The sequence below is a fragment of the Bradyrhizobium sp. genome (assembly GCF_049512235.1).
GTDB lineage: Bacteria > Pseudomonadota > Alphaproteobacteria > Rhizobiales > Xanthobacteraceae > Bradyrhizobium.
On the sequence record NZ_JBEKXH010000074.1, the window covers coordinates 1 to 19,546 of the forward strand.

Genomic DNA, 19,546 nt, shown 5'->3' on the forward strand with positions numbered 1-19,546 from the left:
CAGTCAAACCAGTTGTCGACCACGGTGCCGGTGAGAAGGATCCCGATCCCGCCGCACAGCGGGCAGAGCACGGCAAACCACCATGCCCAGCGGTGGATCGATTCGGCCGTTGCGTTGAACCCCATGGTCCAGCGCCAGAACAAGGCCGCCCGCTCCAGCGCCGTTCCGCGATCGACAATTTGCTCGAGCTCACGCTCGCCGCCATAGCGGCTGACCGCGAGGATGGTGGCGCCGTGCATGGCAAACAACAGTGCCGATCCGTACAGGAACGCGATCGAGAGCATGTGGAACGGATTGTAGAACAGGTTGCCGTGGGTGATCGAGAAATTGTTGGTCCAGTCAAGATGCGGGAAGATCCCGAACGGAACGGCTTCGCTGAAGCTACCCATCAGCAGCGGGCGGATGAAGCCCAGCACCAGATAGAGCCAGATCGCCGCGGCAAAGGCCCACGAGACGTGTGTGCCCATGCCGAGGGCGCGCGCGCGCCGGTAGGTCCGCGTCCACCACAGCAGGATCGAGGTGGTCAGGAAGAAGCCGGCCATCAACCACCAGCCGCCCTCCTTCAGCGGCGGAAAACTGATGCCGTATTCCGGCTTCGGCGGATCGAGCGAGAGCCAGGGCAGCTGGCGGACGAATTCGATCGGACTCCAGTCGACCTCCGCCATCATGTTGAGGCCGATGATCTCTATCGCGACAATGCCGCACATGATCGAGGCGAGGCCAATAAAGCCGAGATAGATCGGACCGACCTGGGCGTCGCCGAGCTTTCCTAGCCAATAATTGAACCGGCCCTCCCCGCTGCGAACCCACGTCCCGGGTTGCAGCGGGATACCCGGATAGACGCTGCTGCGAACCTGCACCTGCGTGAAGAAATTTTGATACTGGGCCATAGCGATTGCTCTTTCTGAGGACCGGAAATTAATTGGAGGACCAGATCGGAAGATTGCGCCACCAGTTCCACCATTCGGACCAGGCATTGCCTTCCGACCACAAGGGTCCGCTTATCACGATGCAGACGGCGCTGAAGAACACCGCAGACAGCGCCACAAACAGGCCGAGGCGATGAATTCCAAGGGTGCCGATGGAATAGCCGATCAGATCGCGGAAGATGGTGTTTTCGTGTTCGGGTGATTTGACCGGCTCACCCCTGTCGGGATTGGTCGACGACAGGATCAGGCCCCCGTGCAGCGCCAACGCCAGACACGTCGTGAAGAAGAACGTGATGGCGATCATGTGGGCGGGATTGTAGTGGAAGTTGCCGTAGGTATAGCCGGTGTTCGAGACCCAATCGAGATGGCTGATGATACCGTAGGGAAATCCGTAGCTCCACGATCCCATCAATACCGGCCGAATAACGACGAGCGTGAAATAGGCGAAGATGGCAAAGCCGAACGCGAACGGCACGTGATAACCGATGCCAAGCTTGCGGCAGATTTCAACCTCGCGCAGTGCCCATGAAACGAAAGCGCCCAGCGCGCACATTGTCACGATCTGCCAGATTCCGCCTTCCTGCAGCGGCGCAAAGGATAGTCCATATTTGACATCGGGCGGGTTGATGCTGATTTGCCAGAGATTCCAGGTGGGCCCGAGCGCCGCGCCCCAGAGGATCATCGCGATGCCGACCAGCGCAAAGAACACTGTCGTCATACCGAAGAACCCGACGTAAAACGGGCCAACCCAGAAATCGAACAGGTCGCCCCCGATCAGCGTTCCGCCGCGAACGCGATATTTTCTTTCAAAACTGAGCATGGCCATCGATCGTTCCTCCGCGTGCGAAACCCAAGTTAACCGCTCGTTGTCGTCGATATCAGCTTGTTAGCTACCGGAAGCGGACGAGTCCGGCCGCTCCATCCGGCCTCGTCCGTTCCGGTACGCAGTCTGTCATGCCATCAGGACGGCATGCTTGGTGGGGTGTACGGCAGAGAGATCTCTGACGTTTTTGCCGGGCCCTTGCGGGGACCGTCCAACCAGTTGAACCGGTCGGTAGAGAGCAGAATAAAGTGGATCACGATCGCCAGTCCGAACAGGAACGTGAAGAGCATGATTAACGCACGCCGCGGGTCGAATAGCAGCCAGATTCGCCACATGTTGGCCTCCCGTTATGTCAAGTACGATAAGGAAACGCTGGCGAGGTGCTGGATGCCATCCATCGCTGCTTTGTAGCCGCCGGGGCCTGGCAGCCAGGGACGCCACATCCAGGCGAGGATGTGGGCAACCACCGCGATAGCCACGAAGAGAAAGAAACTCGTCATGAATATCGTGTGGAATTCCTTGGCTTCAGCTTCAGTAAGCCCCGAGAGGGAACCGTCCTTCATTTGGTATTCCTCCTGGTAATGGCCTTGCGGCCGTTCGCCGCCCGAGCGTGGGCGACAGCGAAATGCCGAATCTTTTTGGAAACGGCAGTCATCCGCCCGGCACCGCCGGACGAGATCCCGGTTACAGTCCCATGAACGACGACGTCACAATGATGCCCGCCTCACTGCGGGCTTCGGCGAAAATCGACCTGCGGCCGTCGCCTCGGTCGACGTCCGCCTGCTTGCGCCAGGGCATCAGCCGCGTGACCGCCGCCCAGAATAAAAGCAAGACGTAACAAGCGCCGAATATGAGCCGCGACTCGATGGCAGCGCTTTCGACGGATATCTTCGAGCGGCGGCCGGTATGGACATAGTCGGACATCGACGTCACCTCCCGATTGTGGCGTTCCACATGCAAATGCGGAATCACTGGAAACAGGTTTGCTTCATTCATTCTCATGCGGGCGTCCGATCCATCAGGGCCGACCGGGCCATTGTTACGAATTCGGTGGTGACACGCCCCTCGCCTGCGCGGCGCGCACCGCTCTCGGCAGCATCGCGTAGACGCTTCGCGGCAGAGATGCGTACCAGCACCGGATGGGCCTCGAGCACCTCGTCAAGTAGCGCCTTGGCTTCGTCGCTCCACAGAATCTCCTCGCGCAGACGCGCCGGGGTCGGATCGACCCGGTCGAGATCGCCCGCAAGCGGCAAAATGTTGAACAGCGCGTCGAACAGCGCGTTGCAGACTTCCTGCACCAGATAGGTCGCGCCGGAATAACCCATGAAGGGCGTGCCAGTATGGCGCCGGATCACCGCGCCCGGAAACGACGCCGGTACGTAAATCGCGCGAGCTCCCGCCTCGGCCAGGTACATGCGTTCGTTGTAACTACCGAACAAGATGAGGGGCGGCTTCTCGCGGACGGCGGTGCGGACAGCGTCGTTGTCGGGTTTGACGCCGGCCTTGCGGGCAAACGAGAACGTGCAGGGCAAGCCCATTTCCGTCTCCAGGAAATTTCTTACCCCGCGCGCATAGGTTTCGTTGGCAACGATGGCGAAGCTGGCGGTTCCGAAGAAATCCTGCGTCACCGAGCGCCACAGGTCCCACAGCGGTTTTATCGTCGTGTGCTTCTCGCGTTCGATGAAGGGCTCAGGGTCGATGCCGAGCAGTTCGCCGAGCTTTCGCAAGAATTTTGTCGTGCTGTGCAGGCCGATCGGGGCCTGCAGGTAAGGACGCTCCAGCGCCTCGCACAGCATGCGCCCGAACTCGCGGTACATGCAGACATTGACGTCGGCATTGACGAGCTTCGGAATGTCCGCAAGGTGACTGCCGAGCGGAAACACCATGTTGACGTCGGCGCCGATGCCCTCGATCAGGCGGCGAATCTCGGCGAGATCGGACGGCATATTGAAGGTGCCGTAGATTGGTCCGATGATATTGACCCGCGGCTTGCCATCAGGCGCGCGCGGCTTGCGCTCCGGAATCTTCTTGGGGCCGTACTCCTTCCAGAGCCAAACAATGGCCCGGTCCGCGCTCTGCCATTGATCCTCGTCAATGGTCCGCGGCAGAAACCGCTTGATATTGGTTCCCTCCGGCGTCACGCCGCCGCCGATCATCTCCGCGATCGACCCGGTAACCACGACCGCGGGCAGATAGGGATCGAGCACGCGATGGGCGCGCTTCATCGCGCCTTCGGTGCCGGTCTGGCCGAGTTCTTCTTCGCCAAGCCCGGTCACCACGATTGGCAGTTCGTGCGGCGGCAGCGCGTCGGTGTAATGCAGCACCGAGGTCACCGGCAGGTTCTCGCAGCCCACCGGACCGTCGATGATGACCTGCATGCCTTTGACCGCGGTAAAAGCATACACCGCACCCCAGTAGCCGCCCGCGCGATCATGGTCGAGGACGAGCATCAGATCATCTCCTCGGCTTTGCGCTTTTTGGCCTGGGCTTCGATCTGCCTCTTGTATTTCTCCCGGAAGGCGACATTGTCCCTGGGCGTGTCTTCCCAGACGCCGGCGGCATGACCCTCGCCGACGTCGCCGAAGAAGTCCTTCATCTCGTTAAAACGGCCTTGATTGGCGAGCGCGGCGTTGACGACCTGAGCCAGCGAGCCGGCACCGGCAACGCCGAACAACGGTCGCGCCGAAATCAGATTGGTGAAATAGAGCGACGGAATCGCGAGCTGTTTTGCCTTTTGCACCACCGGCGTCGTGCCGATCGCAAGGCGGGGCTTGAACTCGTCGACGGCGGCCAGATCCATTTCCAACGACGCGCGGTACTGGACGCGCGTGCCCTTTGCTTCCAGCCATTCGCGATCGGCGTCTGACCACTGTGTTCGCGGACAGGCCGTGCCGACATACGGCACATCGGCGCCGCTTTCGATCAGCAGTCGCGCGACCAGCAGTTCGGAGCCTTCATACCCGGAGACCGTGATCCTGGCGTCGATCGGCTTTGCCGCCAGCGCCGCCTTGATCATCGGTAGGAACCGGCCCTTGGCGTGTTCGATCTTGTCGCGGCCGACGTTGCAAGCCGCTCCAATCGCTTCAAGCCAGGCTTCGGTGCCGTCATGACCGACCGGTGCGGAGCCGACAATCTTTCGGCCGGCCAGATCAAACTGGCGAAAGCTCGCGGTGTAGAAGGGATGAATGGCGGCGACCACGGAGCCGTCGAGCGCCGCGTAAAGCTCGCGCCACTCCCGTGTCGGCACGACGGGACCCGCCGCAAGCCCGAGCGGCTCCAGCATCATGCCGATACCGACGGGATCGGCGGGAAACATTTCGCCGACGAGCGTGACCGTCCGCCGTTCGCTTTTGCCGCCGCGCGGCGCCTGCACCGGCCCCTGCTCGACTTCCTTGCGGGCATATTCGAGCATCGCCGCCGCCAGCACATCCTTGGCCTCGGCATGGGTGGGCACGCCGAAGCCGGGCACATCGATGCCGATTATTCGCACCCCGTTGATCTCGTTCGGCAACAGATCGAGCGGGACGCCCGAGGCCGTCGGCACGCAGAGATTGGTGATGATGATGGTGTCATAGAGGGCCGGGTCGGCGAGCTTGAACACGGCTTCGCGGATATCCTCGAACAGTTTTCCCGTAACCAGCGTCTCGGAGTTGAACGGAACGTATCCCACCGTCCGCCGCGCGCCGTAGAAGTGCGACGTGAAGGTCAGGCCATAAACGCAGCACGCTGAGCCCGAGAGGATCGTCGCCGTCCGGCGCATCCGCAGGCCGACGCGGAGCGAGCCGAACGCGGGGCACATGCTTTGCGGCTGATCGTGCGGACCTTTGGGATAATCCGTGGCATAGCGATCGAGTATGTCGCTCTTGCCCGCCACACTGGCAGCCGCCTTCAATTCCGCGGCGCCGGCATGGCAGCCGAGGCCGTCGCCTTTCGTAGCGCCAGCGTTGATTGCGGGCGGCGCAACGGCAGCATCCGTCGCCGACGCATCAACGCCGACCTCCGCCTCAACGGGCTCGTTCACGACAGACTCAGCTATCGCGCCGGCGTATCGAGGCAGAATAAAGTTCATGTCGCGCTCCGCATCATGCCTGATCTCACGCGGCGTCGTACACGACTTCGAGGGAAGGCTTGTTCACGACAGACTTGCCGCACATGTCCTCCATGGTGGCGGGATCGAGCACCACGCCGCGGCCGACAACCTCGCCCTTGAACAGGCCGAGCAGGCCGTCCTGCGTCAGCGGCGTCGGGCGAACCGGCGGCGCAAGGCCGACATTCGTCGCGAGCTCTTCAAACAGCGAACTCCACTGCCCGCCCGGCAGACCGATGATTTCGTAATTCGCACTCTTCTTGCGGATATCGTCGTCAGCCGGGATCGCGGCGAGCACGGGAATGCCCACGGTTTGCGCGAATGCTGCGGCCTCGCCGGTGCCGTCGTCCTTGTTTATAACCATGCCGGCGACGCCAACATTGCCGCCGAGCTTGCGGAAATACTCGACTGCTGAGCAGACGTTGTTGGCGACGTAAAGCGACTGCAGGTCGTTCGATCCGACGACGATGACCTTCTGGCACATGTCGCGCGCGATCGGCAGGCCGAAGCCGCCGCAGACAACGTCGCCCAGGAAGTCGAGCAGCACGTAGTCAAAGCCCCATTCGTGGAAGCCGAGCTTTTCCAAGAGTTCAAACCCGTGGATGATGCCCCGGCCGCCGCAGCCACGGCCTACTTCAGGACCACCGAGCTCCATCGCGAACACGCCATCGCGCTTGAAACAGACATCACCAATCTTCACTTCCTCGCCGGCAAGCTTTTTCTTTGACGATGTCTCGATGATGGTCGGGCAGGCACGGCCCCCGAACAGCAGCGACGTGGTGTCGCTCTTCGGATCGCAGCCGATCAGCAGCACCTTCTTGCCCTGCTGTGCCATCATGTAGGACAGGTTGGCGAGCGTAAAACTCTTGCCGATGCCACCCTTGCCGTAAATCGCGATGATCTGGGTTTCCTTGGTGACCGGTGTGGCCGCCGGCGCATCCGGTTCGATCGCTGCTTCGGCCCGAAGCGCGTCCTTCATGCTGATTTGGGGTACGGCGTTCATGAGATCGAACTCCAGTTCAGGACCATCTTCAGGCAGACGGGATCTTCAAACGCGACGCGATAGGCGTCGGGGGCCGAAGCGGCGTCGTGGTGATGGGTAATCAGGCCGTCCAGCGACAGGCGGCCTGATTCGATCAGGGCCTTGGTCGCGACCAGATCGGACTGTTGCCATTCTGCGGCGACACGAATGCGCGCCTCCCGCATGAACGCCGGCGGGAATGCAAATGACAGCGGCTCGCTGTAGAATCCGGCAAGCACAATCTCGCCGCCTGGCGCGATGCGGCCGATCAACGAATCCAGCAGGCTGGAATCGCCGCTGACGTCGTAAATGCTCTTGTAGTCGCGGCGGGTGTCATGCTCGGGGTCGATGACACCGTAGCCGACGGCTCCGGTGATTCGAGCCGGGTTGTTCTCCCAAACCACGGGCGGATCGTTGCGAACCGCGATCGAGATGCGGGCGAGCAGCCGCCCCAGAACGCCATGACCGACAATGCAGTCTGGAGCGGCAGCGCCCCGTGCGGCGATCGCGTGGTAGGCTGTCGCCGCCAGCGCCAACAGGGTTGCTCGATCGCCGAGGTTTTGATCGAGCGGCACCACGCGCTTCGCCGGTACCACTAAACGCGACGCCGATGCGCCGAACAGACCGCGCACCTCGCCGAAGCATTTTGCGCCGGGAACGAATACGCGCTGACCGGCCAGGAGGTCGGTTGCCGATCCTGCTTCGACGACGCGGCCGACCGACTCGTAGCCGGGGACCAGCGGATATCCCATTCCCGGGAACCGGGGCATTCGTCCCGACCAGAGCAGTCGCTCGGTCCCGGTGCTCACGCCGCTCCAGTCGACATCGACCACGACATCCTCAGCGTTCGGCGGAGTCAGCGCAAGCCGACTGACTTCAACATGCTCTGGCTGCTTCAGCACCACCGCGATGGTTTCCATCGCCAACTCCTTCGACGGGTGCGGAGGGTGACTCCGCGAGTGTCATGCTAACCTGACGTATCTTAGTGTCAAGATGGATTAACAAAATTCTTAGACCGTTCGAGCGGTAATCACACTCGCCAGCATCGGCATCGCCGCCGGCCGCCGCGTGATACCGTCGAAACCGGCTTCCGTGAGCAGATCCCGCAGCCGCTCGAAGGTACGCGGCCGACCACTGCCCATCGCCAGGAGGTAGAACGCGAAATAGGCGTCGCCGATCGGCAGAGAGCCGCGGACGCCGGAAAGAGGTTCGGCGATCAGCAGCGTGCCGTTGCCTGGCAGTGCGCGGCGAATCGCGCGCAGCAAGGTCATAACGCTGGCGTCGTCGTGGTCGTGAATGACCCGCACCAATGAGACGATATCGGCGCCATCGGGCAGCCGGTCGGTGAGAAAGCTGCCTCCGATCGCGACCGCACGGGGTGAAATCTGCGCGCTGCGAAACCTCTCGCTGGCCTGGTCGGCGACGGCGGGAAGATCGAACAGCACGCAGCGCAGTTTCGGGGCATGCGCCGCCACTGCCGCAATGAATGAGCCGTCGCCGCCGCCAATATCGAGAAGGCAGCGATGACCGCGGAACGAATAGGCCGAAAGCACTTGCTGTGCGATCATCGGCTGCGACGCTGCCATCAATGCGGTGTAAGGCGCGATGGCTTGGTGCGAGAGCTCGGCGGCCCTGACGTTTCCGGCGTAAGGCCAATACCGCGCGAGCTGTCCTGCGCCCGCTTGATCACGCAGCAGTGCAACCGGATCGCTCAGGTCGTCATAAAACATCGCGTGATGCCCGATCATGGCAACCACACCGGGATTTGCCATCAGGGCGGCGCCGAGCGAGCCGAGGCCATAGCGGTTGCCGCTTCGGCGCTGCAGCAGTTTCAACGAGACCGCCGCGTCGAGCAGAATCACGGTCGCGTCAGCCGGCAGCGAGAGCTGCGATGACAATTCCGCTGAACTAAGCGGGTCGCCTGCCAACAGGTCAAATAATTTCAAACGGACGCAGGCGAGCAAGATCTGCGAATAGACGAAGCCGGCACAGAGATCGAACAGCGCATTGGCCCGGCGCCGTGCGATCGGCCGGGTCAGGGCAAAAGTGGCTGCAAACCGCTGGAAACCTGGATTGGCGATAATCCGATCGCGGAGGCCAAGCAGCCGATCCTGCAGCGACAGCCGCGATGCGGTGTGCGCCACGGCTGCTGCCTCCGCACCGCCCCGCGCATCAGAGTTCTCGCCCGCACTCCCCCCACGATGCGCCATCGTGGCCATGACCGCTACGCCGCGAATTGGGCAAGCTTTGCCGGCACCAGCCGCTTGGCCTCCGATAGCATCAGCGAACGCAGCTCGGCGCCGTTGGGACAGGGCGGGATCGCATCGATGGCACCGCGCACCAGCTCGTGCAGGCGGCGAAGCGCGCCATCGAGGCCCAGTTCGATCACCGCGCTCGGACGTCCCAGCGCGAGATCGCGTCCCACCGGCTTGCCGATCTCTTCTTGGTCCGAGGCGGCGTCGCGAATATCGTCTGCGACCTGATAGGCTTCGCCAAGTTTCTCGCCCACCATTCGCCAGGGCTCGGCGTCGGCGCCGGCGGATGCCGCGCCGGCAACGGTGGCCGCAGCAAACAGCGCACCGGTCTTGGCGCGGTGGTAGTGCGCGAGATCGATCTGCGATTCGCATTCCCAGGCCTGGCCGGCGACGATGCCCGAAGGTACGCCGACGGATTGCGCGATCGTCAGCGTGAGGGCCGCGAGGCGTTCCGGCCTGCCCTGAACCCGCGCCAGCGTCTGGAACGCCAGCACGATCAGCGCGTCGCCGGTCAGGACCGCAAGCGGCTCGCCGAACGCCTTGTGAACGGAGGGACGGCCGCGCCGCGTCTCCGCAGCATCGAAGCAGGGCAGATCGTCATGCACCAGGGAGGCGCAATGCAAGAGCTCGAGCGCAGCACCGGCCGCTTCGGTCGCGGCCGGGTGGTCCTCGCCGCAGGCGGCAGCCACGCTATGGCAAAGCCGGGGCCGTACCCGGGCTCCCCTAGGGAACACCGCATAGCGCATCGCTGCGGCTAACCGGGGCGGGCAACCGGGAACCTCGGCCCGGGTCACGGCTTCGTTCAAGGCCCGTTCGATCCGGCTGGTGATTTCCATGACAGGCTCCCGCGTTGGACAGACCTAACTGTCAGTTTGACTTGTCGACCTGGAGTGTAAATAATTGTGGACACCTGTCAACCGACAACCGCCGGCCGTTCGACCATGCCCAGAGACCGTGTTTTGATTGTCGGCGCCGGGATCGCGGGTCTGGTATCCGCTTTCGCGCTCGCGGCGCGGGGATTCGACGTGACCGTGCTGGAACGCGGCACGGCACCCGGCGGCAAGATGCGGCAGATCGCCATTGGCGGTACGCAGATCGATAGCGGCCCTACCGTGTTCACGATGCGTTGGGTGTTTGATGAGTTATTCGCCGCCGTGGGCAGGAATTTCGCGGATCACGTCCACCTGCGTCCGCTGGAGATTCTGGCGCGTCACGCATGGGATGCGGACGCCCAACTGGACCTCTTTGCCGACGAAGCGCGCTCGGTGGAAGCGATTGGAGATTTCGCGGGCGCCGCGGAAGCTGCGCGCTACCGCGCCTTCTGTCGCGACACCAAGCGGATCTACGACATTCTCGAAAAGCCCTTCCTGCGCGCGCCGCAACCCAGCATGGGCGGACTGATCGGTGCCAATGGCTTTCGCGGTTTCATGCAGCTGCCACAGATCAAACCGTTCTGGTCGATGTGGTCGGCGCTCTCGCAATATTTCCACGACCCTCGGCTGCGCCAATTGTTCGGACGCTACGCCACCTATTGCGGCTCGTCGCCATTCAGGGCGCCGGCAACCCTGATGCTGATCGCGCATGTCGAGCGCGAAGGCGTCTGGAGCATCGACGGCGGCATGCACGGCCTTGCCAGCGCACTCGCAGAAGCCGCGAAATCCCTCGGCGCTACGATTTGCTATGGCCAGGAGGTGAGCGAAATTCTCACCTCCCGCGGACGCGCCGACGGTGTCCGGCTTTCGTGCGGTGAACGTATCCCTGCGGATGCCGTCATCATGAATGCCGATGTTGCAGCCGTCGCAGGTGGACTGTTCGGCATCAATGCAAGCCGCGCCGCGACGGCGATCCCGCCGGGTGCACGATCCTTGTCGGCGATGACGTGGAGTATCGTTGCGAAAACCGACGGGTTTCCATTACGCCGGCACAATGTGTTTTTCTCGCAGAACTATGCGGCGGAGTTCGACGACATCTTCGGCCACGACAGTCTACCGCGGGAACCGACGGTTTACGTCTGCGCGCAGGATCGTGAAAACGACGCCGCCGCCGGCACCGGTGTAGAAAAGCTTCTCGTTCTCGTCAACGCGCCAGCCAACGGCGACCGGCATTCTTTCGATGCAGCGGAGGTGGAACAATGCGCGCAACGGACATTTGGCGTGCTGGAGCGGTGCGGGCTGCGGATCCACTGTCGGCCGGAGACGACGCGGGTGACGACGCCGGCCGATTTCAACAGGCTGTTTCCGGCGACGGGCGGCGCGCTGTACGGCCGCAGCTCGCACGGATGGACGGCCTCGTTTCAGCGCCCGGGCGCGCGAACCCGAATTCCGGGACTGTATCTGGCGGGGGGCAGTACCCATCCGGGACCGGGCGTGCCGATGGCGGCGCTGTCCGGCCGCTCGGCAGCGGCGAGCCTGATGGCAGACCTCGGTTCGATCGTCCAGTCGCCAAAAACGGCTATGCGTGGTGGTATGTCGATGCGCTGAGCGATGACGGCCAAAGCGGCATCACCATCATCGCCTTCATCGGCAGCGTGTTCTCGCCCTACTATGCCTTGGCGCGGCGCAGCGGCCCGGCCGATCCGCTCAATCATTGCGCCATCAACGTCGCGATTTACCGCAAACGCGGCAAACGTTGGGCGATGACGGAACGGCCGCGCGGCGCCGTCCGCCGAACAGCCGATACCTTCACCGTTGGCCCAAGCAATCTTGCCTGGGACGGCAAGTCACTGACGATTCGCATCGACGAAATCGCGGTACCGATTCCTGGCCGTATCCGTGGCACGATACGCGTTGTCCCCTCGGCGATCACGCAACAGGCCTTCGTGCTCAACGAGAACGGTAATCATTGGTGGTGGCCGATCGCGCCATGCGCTCGCGTACAGGTGACGCTCAAGCATCCGGATCTCCGTTGGCAGGGCGACGGCTATTTCGACATGAACTACGGCGATGCGCCGCTCGAATCCGGATTTAGGAATTGGCAATGGGCGCGCGGCGCAACGCGCGACGGCGCGGTGATCCTCTATGAAGCGCAGCGGTGCGATGGCAGTCGCGCTAATCTGGCCATGACCTTTGATCCGCAAGGGCGGATGCAGGCGTTCGGACCGCCACCCGCGGTCGAACTGCGACGCACCGGGTGGCGAGTGGGACGGAACGTTCGCAGCGAGTATACGGCGCAAATTCTCAGAACGCTTGAAGACGCCCCGTTCTACGCACGTTCTGTGGTATCGGCAAAGTTGCTCGGCGAGCCAGTGGTGCTGATGCACGAAAGCCTGTCGCTCGATCGATTCAAAATGCCCTTGGTGCAGGCGATGCTGCCGTTCCGGATGCCCCGGCGTTAGGCATTACGCCGCCGGATTTTGTTGTTTGGTCCGCTCCGCTTCCCTCCTCCTGTCAAGCCGGCGGCCGACCAGTTCGAGGACGCCCCAGGCCATGGCAAACAACGCCACAACAAAGAATTCGATAAATCCCAGATAGCCATCCATCAGCTGTCCTTTCGGTCATTGCTGTGCATGATCAGGCTGATGCTGGTGAAGAGTAATCGGGTTGCACGCCATCGCCCGGCAGTGCCTTGGTCATGTCGGGCGTCAGCTTCCCGTTGGCCCATGAGGTGACCTCGGCCTTTGCCCAGTGTTGTTCGGCAAGGCTTGTCGTGTCAGCGCCGATAATTTTGATTTCCGGCATCTCTGTTTTTATCGCAATGATCCGCCGCGCAGCAACTGATCGCGGCGTTCGAGTCGCGTGAACAGATCGATCACCCAGACCACCCGATCCTCGATCGGCTGCGCCTTCACCTCCGCCGGCCGCAAAGCGTCGCGCAGTGGCGTGGCCGCGACCGCCTCGATCAGGAATCGGGTTTCATCGAGTTGGGCTATCGGTGCAAGCTTCCTTGCCGGTGACCATTCCTTTTCCAGGAACGCCAGGGTTCGCGCCAACACCGTGATCTTGCGTTTCGTCGAGACCACCGCGCGCTGTGAAATCGAATCAAATCCGCGCCGCTCCAGTTCGCGACCGATCTCGGCATAAAGCGCGCGCGCCGCATAGATGCCGGGTCGGCACGAGCGCGGCAGACGTTCGATACCAAGCGTCGCGCGGCCATAAAGCGCGTCGGCGGCATCGAGCAGGCGCTGAACGATCGCGGCAATTCCGGTCGTAAAAACCGGCTTGGCCAGCCACTGTTCCGGATCGATGCCGGCGTCATGCAGCCACGAAATCGGCAGATAGAGCCGCCCGGCACGGGCGTCCTCGCCGATGTCGCGGGCAATATTGGTCAACTGCATGGCAACGCCGAGATCGCAGGCGCGCGCGACGATATCCGGCGAGCGTTGCCACATCACCAGACTCATCATCGCGCCGACGGCACCCGCCACCCGCGCCGCATAAGCATACAATTCCGGCAACGTCTCATAGCGGCGGCATCGAGAATCCCATGCCAGTCCTTCGAGCAGCGCCTCGGGCAATTCGCGCGGGATCGAGAAACGTGACACCACATCGGCGAAGGCGCGATCGGCGGCCAGATTCATCGGCTGGGCGCGATAGGCGCGATCGAGCCGATCCTTCAGTCTTTCAACGGCGGCGGCGCGATTGACGCCAAGATCGACTGCGTCGTCGGCCAGGCGGCAAAACGCGTACAGCGCGATGGCGGGATCGGCGACTTTCCGCGGCAACACCAAGGAGGCCGCGTGAAAGGTGCGCGAACCCCCTTTCAGCAGGGCGCGGCAGGCGGCCATATCGGCAGGATTTGTTGGTCTCGTCATGCGGTCTCCAGATTACGCATCAGGCTTCGGGCATCAGGAACAAGCGAATCCAGAACGCGCGCGGACGAGAGCACGCCTGGCAGGCCGGCGCCGGGATGGGTGCCGGCACCGACCAGAAACAGGCGATCGATGTCTTCGCTGCGGTTATGCGGGCGGAACCAGGCGCTCTGCGTCAGTACCGGTTCCAGCCCGAACGCGGCGCCGCGGAACGACGACAACCGATCCTGGAAATCCTGAGGCGTCAGCATACGCGACGTCACGATCTGGTTCTCGAGATCGGGCAGCATGGTTTTGGCGAGTTCCTGCGAAATCGCGCGGCGGTACTTTTCGGCGGTCATACTCCAATCGGTGCGGCTCTGCAGATGCGGCACCGGCGAGAGCACATAGAACGCATCGCAGCCCTCGGGCGCCAGCGAAGGGTCGGTCGCGGTCGGGCGGTGCAGGTACAGGCTGAAATCGTCAGCAAGAATCTTGCGCTCGAAGATGTCCGCCAGCAATTCCTTATAGCGCGGCCCGAGCAGGATGGTGTGGTGCGGCACCTCCTTGTATTGGCGGCGAGTGCCGAAATACCAGACGAACAGACCCATGGAATATCTTGCGCGTTCGATTCGTTTGTCGGTCCAGCGCGAGCGAGCTGAAGCCTGCAACAGATGACGGTAGGTCCATGCCGAATCGGCGTTCGACACCACGATGTCGGCGCCGAGGATTTCGTCCGACGCCAGCCGGACACCACAGGCCGCGCCATCCCTGACGATGATTTCACGAACTTCTTGATTGCAAAGGACCGCGCCACCCTGCCCTTCGATCAGCTTCACGAGCCCGCCAACAAGACGGCCGGTGCCGCCCATCGTAAAATGCACGCCCCAGCGCCGTTCCAGGAAGGCAATCAGGCAATAGATCGAGCTTGCGGTGAACGGGTTGCCGCCGATCAAAAGCGGATGGAAGCTGAACACCACGCGCAATCGGGGATCGCGAAAAAATTTCGAGACCAGGCTGTAGACGCAGCGATAGCTCGACAGCCTGAGCATCTCGGGCGCGATTCTGGCCATGTCGGTCCATTTGCTGAACGGTACGTCGCCGAGTTGTTCGAATCCAACCCTGAAAATCTCCTCGCTGGCTTCCATGTAACGATCGTAACCGCCGACATCGTCAGGCGAAAACCGGGCGATCTCGGCGCATACGGCCGCGGGATCGCCGGAGTAATCGAAGTGGGAGCCGTCCTGAAAGCGGATCCGGTAGAATGGCGACACCGGCACCAGCGTCACGTCATCGGACAGTTTTCGTCCGCATAGCTTCCACAATTCCTCGAACAGGAACGGCGCGGTGACGATCGTTGGCCCGGCATCGAAAGTGAATCCGTCCTGCCTGTAGACATAGGCGCGGCCGCCCGGCGCGTCGAGTTTTTCCAGCACGGTGACGCGATAACCCTTGGCGCCAAGCCGAACCCCCGCCGCCAAGCCGCCAAAGCCGCTGCCGATCACCACCGCGTGCGGTCGGCGACTATTCGGGGCTTGCGGCGTTGAATGGAGCGGGCTCGGATCAAGCATGCCCGCACTGTAACTATTTGTTGACAGTTGCCTAGTCCTTTGGTGTAAAATTATATTTACAGCGTCGGTGGGCGTTCGCCGGCGCGGTTCGGTTGCGACGCGTATCTCATGATGAGATCCGCGATGTCCTGTGGTTGTTCTTCGTGCGCGAGATGGCCGAGGCCGGGCAAACGCTCGATGATCGCCTGCGGATAGACTTCGCTGACCTGCCGCGCGACATCGGGGGATATCGATCGGTCATTCTCGGCGGCCACCAGCAACAGTGTGGTCGCAAGCCGCGGCAAATCATGCAGCAGTGGCTCGAGCCGCCAGTTCGCCATCATCCGCAGCGCCGCCGCGACATGCGTCGGGCTACGCACCAGTTTTCGGTAAAGCGCGATGCCCCGCGCATCGATGGTCGAGCCGGTATTGTGGATCAACCGTTCGACCGCCCCGGCATGAGAGGCCTGCCAGGCGAACGCGCGCGGCACCAATAGATTCATCACGAGCAGTCTGGCCAATGGCGAGAGCAGATGATTCGCGACGCCACCGAACGGCATGAACGCGCCGTTGAGACTGACGAGAAGTTTTGGCGCGATTGTTCCGTCGAGACACATTCGCGCCAGGATCGCAGCACCCGCGGAATGACCGACCGCAATCTTGGGCTTCACCTTGAGGATACGCAACAGCTGGTTCACATCCGAGGCCATGCCAGGCAACGACAAGCGACGAGACGGCGGCGACTGCGTGAAGCCGTGACCCGGCAGATCCGGCGCGATGACGGTAAATCGGCGCGCCAGGATCGGCATCAATTGGCGCCACGAATGCGTCGCGGCACCGGTGCCGTGAATCAAAAGCAGCGGCGGTCCCTGCCCCATCTTCTGCACATGCCATCTGATGCCGGCGGCTTCGACAAAACTGCTGGCCTCCCGATTGGGCCAGTCGCCGCCATCCCTGCTCCAGACGAGATCGGACATGTCGCACGGCGGCTACGGGGGTGAAGCGGCGGGTGCGTCAGCGAGAAATGCGTCATACGCCTTCAGAAAGCTGTCTTTCGCCTCGAAATGCGGCAACGCGCCGGTGGGAAACACATGGATGGTCCAGTTGGCGCGACCCTTGACCAGCGTCTCGTTGCTGTAATCGACAAAATCGCCGCGGACACCGCGGGCCATCCACACCGGTAAGGTCAGCGAATGATAGAGCCGGATGATGTCCTCGCTGAACAAATATCCCGACACGAAGTAATAGGGCGCATGACGAGCACCGGGCTGATGCGTGGTGAGATAGTCGTAAGCTGCGAGGCCCTCGTCGATCTCAGGCGCCCCCCAGGTTTTCCGGAGAAAATAGTGAATCCCGGATCGGCTCGTCAGCAATCGAAAGAACGCCTCGCTCCACAGCGGAAACTCGAACAGTGCGTGCAGCCATGGCCTCGCTCTTGTGCCGTTGCGCCATTTCGTCGTCGCGTCCCGGCTTCGGAAACCGGTCGGACTGACCAGCGCCACGCTGCGAAACCCGAGCGGCGCCTCGGTGACGGCGCGGGCGAGAAATTCCGACGACAGCGACAAGGCAAGCGCGTCAACCGGGCCGCGCCCGTGGACGTTCTGGATTTCCCTGATCATGACGAGAATCGCGTCAGTCATCATGCGCACGGTATATGGGCGTTTTCCCCGCTCGGAATGGCCGAAGCCGGGAAGTTCCAGCCCGTAGACCGCGCGGCTATGACGGTAGTGCTCGTACAGCGGCTGGATTTCATAGGCCGAGCCGGCGGCGTTGATGCTGTGGATCAGCAGCAGCGGCGGAAAATGGCCGTCAGCTTCCGGTGCCGCGGAATAATAGGTCAGTCGGCCGACCGGGCTGCCGATCTCGTGACGCTGGCCGGAGACCGGTGCGGGCAGCTCCGCGGCATCACGCAAGGCGACAAAATGGACGGTCGGCACGGCTGCTGTCATCGCTGATGTACCCCTTTTTAAGGCTTCCATGCATCTCGTAATGGCCAAGACGGTAGCAGCAGTGTATGAGAAACGACAATGATACTTGTCAAACACCTACGGAAACGCTGCTTGACACAATTCCCAGCCGTCAAACCCCTCATTGAAGTGCTTTCCGGCCGCCGGCAGCCGATGCCACCGCTCTGGATGATGCGGCAAGCCGGCCGATACCTGCCCGAATATCGCGAAGTGCGGACGAAAGCCGGCGGCTTTCTCGACCTCTGCTTCACGCCGGAGTTCGCTGCCGAAGTCACGCTGCAGCCGATCCGCCGCTTCAATTTCGATGCCGCGATTATTTTCTCGGACATTCTTGTCGTTCCCTATGCGCTTGGCCGTGAGGTGCGGTTCGAGGTCGGCGAAGGCCCGCGACTGGATCCGCTGGACACACCGGAGAAGGTAGGGACGCTGGCATCACTGGGCGATTTCACCAAACTCGAACCGGTATTCGAGGCGTTGCGCCGGGTGCGCCACGAACTCGATTCCAGAATCGCGCTGATCGGTTTCTGCGGAGCGCCATGGACGGTTGCGACCTATATGGTGGCCGGGCAAGGCACGCCCGATCAGGCCCCGGCACGGATGATGGCCTATCGCTACCCCGAAGCATTCGCGAAAATCATCGACGTGCTCGTGGAGAACTCGGTTCAGTACCTGCTAGGACAACTCAAAGCCGGTGCCGACGTGCTGCAGATCTTCGACACCTGGGCCGGCGTACTGCCGCCGCGCGAATTCCAGCGCTGGTCGGTCGAGCCGACCAAGCGGATCGTCGAAGGCGTGCGAAGACAAGTGCCGGATGCGAAAATCATCGGCTTCCCGAGAGGGGCCGGTGCGTTGCTGCCGGGATATGTGGAGGCAACCGGCGTTGATGCCGTCAGCATCGACTGGACAGCCGAGCCGTCGTTGATCCGCAGCCGGGTGCAGAACCGTGTCGCCCTCCAGGGCAATCTCGATCCACTGGTTCTGATTGCCGGCGGCGCGGCACTGGAGCGCGCCATTGACGATGTGCTGGCGAATTACGCCGGCGGCCGGCTGATCTTTAACCTCGGCCACGGCATCCAGCCGGAAACCCCGATCGCCCATGTCGAACAGATGGTGAAGCGGGTAAGGGCTTTTGCCTGCTAAGCTAGTGCCTGCTTGCCAACACGGCCTTCGACAGCGCCGTGGCATCCGCCCGGGGCAATGGCAGGTAGCGCGCGCCCATTTCCGTTGCGAGGTGTTCCGCCGAAGTTCCCGGGCGTGGCGAGGTGTCGACCAGCACGGCGGTGACACCGGCGGCACGCAACTGCCGCGCGGCGCTGATCGCGTCCTGCTCCGCGCGCGGACGCCCTTGACCACCGTCACGTGCAATGTTGGCGCGTCCATCCGTGAGCACGATAATTGTCGGAGTTTGTCCCTTGCGGCGAATCAAATCCGAAAGCGCGAAGGCCGCGTCGAGGCCTTTCGCGAGCGGCGTACCGCCGCCACCGGGCAACCCCGCGAGGCTGCGCTTGGCGCGTGCCAGCGATCGGGTCGGCGGCAACAGCAATTCCGCGACGCAGCCGCGAAACGCAATCAGCGCTACTTGATCTCGCCTGACATAGCATTCGGCCAGCAACAGCTCGACGGCACCCTTGGCCTCTGCGAGCCGGTGCAACGCCGCGGAGCCGGAGGCATCGACGACGAAGATCGTGGTGGTCCCCGTACGTTGCTTGAAGCGCGAGATACGGAAATCATCCTTGCGGATCAGGATGCGCGGTTGCGCCGATGTCTTGCCGGTCAAGTTGGCCTCGCGTCGGCGAAGCGGCTGCCACGCTGCTGCGGCCCGCAAGGTCTCGATCACATTGAGCCTGGCGCCGAAACGCAAATCGCCGCGCAGCACGCCCGCGGGTCGGCCGCGCTTGTTGGATTTTTGCAGAGTGCCTGCTTTGCCTTGCGAAGGCGCACGTGAACGGCCCGGGGCGCGCAACGCCGCAAGCACATCCGGCGGCAGCGCCGCCTGCACCGCGGCGAGAATTACCTCATCCAGCGCACGGTCGATGTCGGGCTTTTCTGCGTCAGTACTGTCGTCGGACTCACCCGATGGTGGCTCGGGCGGCTGTTGCGGCTGTTCTGCTTCATTCGGCTGGGGAAAAACCATCGCCCGCGGCGCCAGTACCAACCGGGCGGCCAGCGCGACGTCGGCTTGTTCGAC

At 62.7% G+C, this 19,546-nt stretch carries 21 protein-coding genes; 3 read left to right on the forward strand and 18 right to left on the reverse strand.

From position 1 onward, the window contains the following. The 11 genes from pufM to ABSG20_RS09680 all read right to left on the reverse strand — a co-directional run. Positions 1-890 (reverse strand): photosynthetic reaction center subunit M (pufM, locus tag ABSG20_RS09630; RefSeq protein ID WP_423864271.1); only part of this gene is annotated, 890 nt, incomplete at its 3' end. 28 nt (positions 891-918) lie between these two features. After that, a complete protein-coding gene (pufL, locus tag ABSG20_RS09635; RefSeq protein WP_423864272.1) occupies positions 919-1,755 on the reverse strand; it encodes a photosynthetic reaction center subunit L in 837 nt (278 codons plus the stop codon). Between the two features lie 134 nt (positions 1,756-1,889). After that, complete coding sequence (gene pufA / locus ABSG20_RS09640) at positions 1,890-2,087, reverse strand: light-harvesting antenna LH1, alpha subunit (protein ID WP_423864273.1); 198 nt, start codon at positions 2,085-2,087, stop codon at positions 1,890-1,892. Between the two features lie 12 nt (positions 2,088-2,099). Further along, positions 2,100-2,315 (reverse strand): light-harvesting antenna LH1, beta subunit, encoded by a 216-nt coding sequence (pufB, locus tag ABSG20_RS09645; protein ID WP_423864274.1) that lies wholly within the window; start codon positions 2,313-2,315, stop codon positions 2,100-2,102. 121 nt (positions 2,316-2,436) lie between these two features. Beyond that, entirely contained in the window at positions 2,437-2,676 is a 240-nt protein-coding gene (locus ABSG20_RS09650; protein ID WP_423864275.1) for a hypothetical protein, read from the reverse strand. 74 nt (positions 2,677-2,750) lie between these two features. Beyond that, positions 2,751-4,202: a chlorophyllide a reductase subunit Z gene (gene bchZ / locus ABSG20_RS09655; RefSeq protein ID WP_423864276.1), complete on the reverse strand. Its 1,452-nt coding sequence runs from the start codon at positions 4,200-4,202 to the stop codon at positions 2,751-2,753. Beyond that, complete coding sequence (gene bchY, locus ABSG20_RS09660; protein ID WP_423864277.1) at positions 4,202-5,821, reverse strand: chlorophyllide a reductase subunit Y; 1,620 nt, start codon at positions 5,819-5,821, stop codon at positions 4,202-4,204. Before bchY ends, bchZ begins: the two co-directional genes overlap by 1 nt. A gap of 25 nt (positions 5,822-5,846) precedes the next feature. Beyond that, complete coding sequence (locus tag ABSG20_RS09665) at positions 5,847-6,842, reverse strand: chlorophyllide a reductase iron protein subunit X (RefSeq protein ID WP_423864278.1); 996 nt, start codon at positions 6,840-6,842, stop codon at positions 5,847-5,849. Then, a complete protein-coding gene (gene bchC / locus ABSG20_RS09670) occupies positions 6,839-7,780 on the reverse strand; it encodes a chlorophyll synthesis pathway protein BchC (RefSeq protein ID WP_423864279.1) in 942 nt (313 codons plus the stop codon). Before bchC ends, ABSG20_RS09665 begins: the two co-directional genes overlap by 4 nt. Positions 7,781-7,870: 90 nt before the next feature. Then, on the reverse strand, positions 7,871-9,004 hold the full coding sequence (locus ABSG20_RS09675) for a methyltransferase (RefSeq protein WP_423864280.1): 1,134 nt from the start codon (positions 9,002-9,004) through the stop codon (positions 7,871-7,873). A gap of 80 nt (positions 9,005-9,084) precedes the next feature. Further along, positions 9,085-9,951: a polyprenyl synthetase family protein gene (locus tag ABSG20_RS09680; protein ID WP_423864281.1), complete on the reverse strand. Its 867-nt coding sequence runs from the start codon at positions 9,949-9,951 to the stop codon at positions 9,085-9,087. Positions 9,952-10,056: 105 nt separating this feature from the next. Here ABSG20_RS09680 and crtD point away from each other — a divergent pair, with 105 nt between their 5' ends. Both crtD and ABSG20_RS09690 read left to right on the forward strand, forming a co-directional pair. Beyond that, positions 10,057-11,595, forward strand: a complete 1,539-nt coding sequence (crtD, locus tag ABSG20_RS09685) for a 1-hydroxycarotenoid 3,4-desaturase CrtD (protein WP_423864282.1) — start codon at positions 10,057-10,059, stop codon at positions 11,593-11,595. After that, a complete protein-coding gene (locus ABSG20_RS09690) occupies positions 11,592-12,449 on the forward strand; it encodes a hydratase (protein ID WP_490338318.1) in 858 nt (285 codons plus the stop codon). Before crtD ends, ABSG20_RS09690 begins: the two co-directional genes overlap by 4 nt. A gap of 3 nt (positions 12,450-12,452) precedes the next feature. On the opposite strand, the gene ABSG20_RS09695 is transcribed toward ABSG20_RS09690, so the two are convergent. Genes ABSG20_RS09695 through ABSG20_RS09720 form a run of 6 tightly spaced genes read right to left on the reverse strand, consistent with a single transcriptional unit; the run spans position 12,453 to position 17,340 of the window. Further along, positions 12,453-12,593, reverse strand: coding sequence for a hypothetical protein (locus ABSG20_RS09695; protein WP_423864284.1), 141 nt, complete (start codon positions 12,591-12,593; stop codon positions 12,453-12,455). Between the two features lie 31 nt (positions 12,594-12,624). Next, positions 12,625-12,792: a hypothetical protein gene (locus ABSG20_RS09700; RefSeq protein WP_423864285.1), complete on the reverse strand. Its 168-nt coding sequence runs from the start codon at positions 12,790-12,792 to the stop codon at positions 12,625-12,627. 8 nt (positions 12,793-12,800) lie between these two features. Further along, positions 12,801-13,865 (reverse strand): phytoene/squalene synthase family protein, encoded by a 1,065-nt coding sequence (locus tag ABSG20_RS09705; protein ID WP_423864286.1) that lies wholly within the window; start codon positions 13,863-13,865, stop codon positions 12,801-12,803. Continuing rightward, positions 13,862-15,412, reverse strand: coding sequence for a phytoene desaturase (locus tag ABSG20_RS09710; protein WP_423864287.1), 1,551 nt, complete (start codon positions 15,410-15,412; stop codon positions 13,862-13,864). The genes ABSG20_RS09705 and ABSG20_RS09710 overlap by 4 nt, the downstream gene beginning before the upstream one ends. A 56-nt stretch (positions 15,413-15,468) precedes the next feature. Continuing rightward, positions 15,469-16,368: an alpha/beta fold hydrolase BchO gene (gene bchO, locus ABSG20_RS09715; protein ID WP_423864288.1), complete on the reverse strand. Its 900-nt coding sequence runs from the start codon at positions 16,366-16,368 to the stop codon at positions 15,469-15,471. 12 nt (positions 16,369-16,380) lie between these two features. After that, positions 16,381-17,340 carry an alpha/beta fold hydrolase gene (locus tag ABSG20_RS09720; protein ID WP_423864289.1) on the reverse strand — a complete coding sequence of 320 codons (960 nt, stop codon included), beginning with the start codon at positions 17,338-17,340 and terminating at the stop codon, positions 16,381-16,383. A gap of 111 nt (positions 17,341-17,451) precedes the next feature. Between ABSG20_RS09720 and hemE the strand changes: the two genes are divergently transcribed. After that, positions 17,452-18,498 carry a uroporphyrinogen decarboxylase gene (gene hemE, locus ABSG20_RS09725; RefSeq protein WP_423864290.1) on the forward strand — a complete coding sequence of 349 codons (1,047 nt, stop codon included), beginning with the start codon at positions 17,452-17,454 and terminating at the stop codon, positions 18,496-18,498. A gap of 1 nt (position 18,499) precedes the next feature. On the opposite strand, the gene ABSG20_RS09730 is transcribed toward hemE, so the two are convergent. Next, positions 18,500-19,546, reverse strand: a 1,047-nt coding sequence (locus ABSG20_RS09730; protein ID WP_423864291.1) for a VWA domain-containing protein, incomplete at its 5' end; no start/stop codon positions are given.

Excerpts from the sequence above, each read along its gene's own strand:
- pufL (WP_423864272.1), bottom strand. The coding sequence starts at position 1,755 with ATGGCCATGCTCAGTTTTGAAAGAAAATATCGCGTTCGCGGCGGAACG.
- pufA (WP_423864273.1), bottom strand. The coding sequence starts at position 2,087 with ATGTGGCGAATCTGGCTGCTATTCGACCCGCGGCGTGCGTTAATCATG.
- pufB (WP_423864274.1), bottom strand. The coding sequence starts at position 2,315 with ATGAAGGACGGTTCCCTCTCGGGGCTTACTGAAGCTGAAGCCAAGGAA.
- ABSG20_RS09650 (WP_423864275.1), bottom strand. The coding sequence starts at position 2,676 with ATGTCCGACTATGTCCATACCGGCCGCCGCTCGAAGATATCCGTCGAA.
- bchZ (WP_423864276.1), bottom strand. The coding sequence starts at position 4,202 with ATGCTCGTCCTCGACCATGATCGCGCGGGCGGCTACTGGGGTGCGGTG.
- bchY (WP_423864277.1), bottom strand. The coding sequence starts at position 5,821 with ATGAACTTTATTCTGCCTCGATACGCCGGCGCGATAGCTGAGTCTGTC.
- ABSG20_RS09665 (WP_423864278.1), bottom strand. The coding sequence starts at position 6,842 with ATGAACGCCGTACCCCAAATCAGCATGAAGGACGCGCTTCGGGCCGAA.
- bchC (WP_423864279.1), bottom strand. The coding sequence starts at position 7,780 with ATGGAAACCATCGCGGTGGTGCTGAAGCAGCCAGAGCATGTTGAAGTC.
- ABSG20_RS09680 (WP_423864281.1), bottom strand. The coding sequence starts at position 9,951 with ATGGAAATCACCAGCCGGATCGAACGGGCCTTGAACGAAGCCGTGACC.
- crtD (WP_423864282.1), top strand. The coding sequence starts at position 10,057 with ATGCCCAGAGACCGTGTTTTGATTGTCGGCGCCGGGATCGCGGGTCTG.
- ABSG20_RS09695 (WP_423864284.1), bottom strand. The coding sequence starts at position 12,593 with ATGGATGGCTATCTGGGATTTATCGAATTCTTTGTTGTGGCGTTGTTT.
- ABSG20_RS09700 (WP_423864285.1), bottom strand. The coding sequence starts at position 12,792 with ATGCCGGAAATCAAAATTATCGGCGCTGACACGACAAGCCTTGCCGAA.
- ABSG20_RS09705 (WP_423864286.1), bottom strand. The coding sequence starts at position 13,865 with ATGACGAGACCAACAAATCCTGCCGATATGGCCGCCTGCCGCGCCCTG.
- ABSG20_RS09710 (WP_423864287.1), bottom strand. The coding sequence starts at position 15,412 with ATGCTTGATCCGAGCCCGCTCCATTCAACGCCGCAAGCCCCGAATAGT.
- bchO (WP_423864288.1), bottom strand. The coding sequence starts at position 16,368 with ATGTCCGATCTCGTCTGGAGCAGGGATGGCGGCGACTGGCCCAATCGG.
- ABSG20_RS09720 (WP_423864289.1), bottom strand. The coding sequence starts at position 17,340 with ATGACAGCAGCCGTGCCGACCGTCCATTTTGTCGCCTTGCGTGATGCC.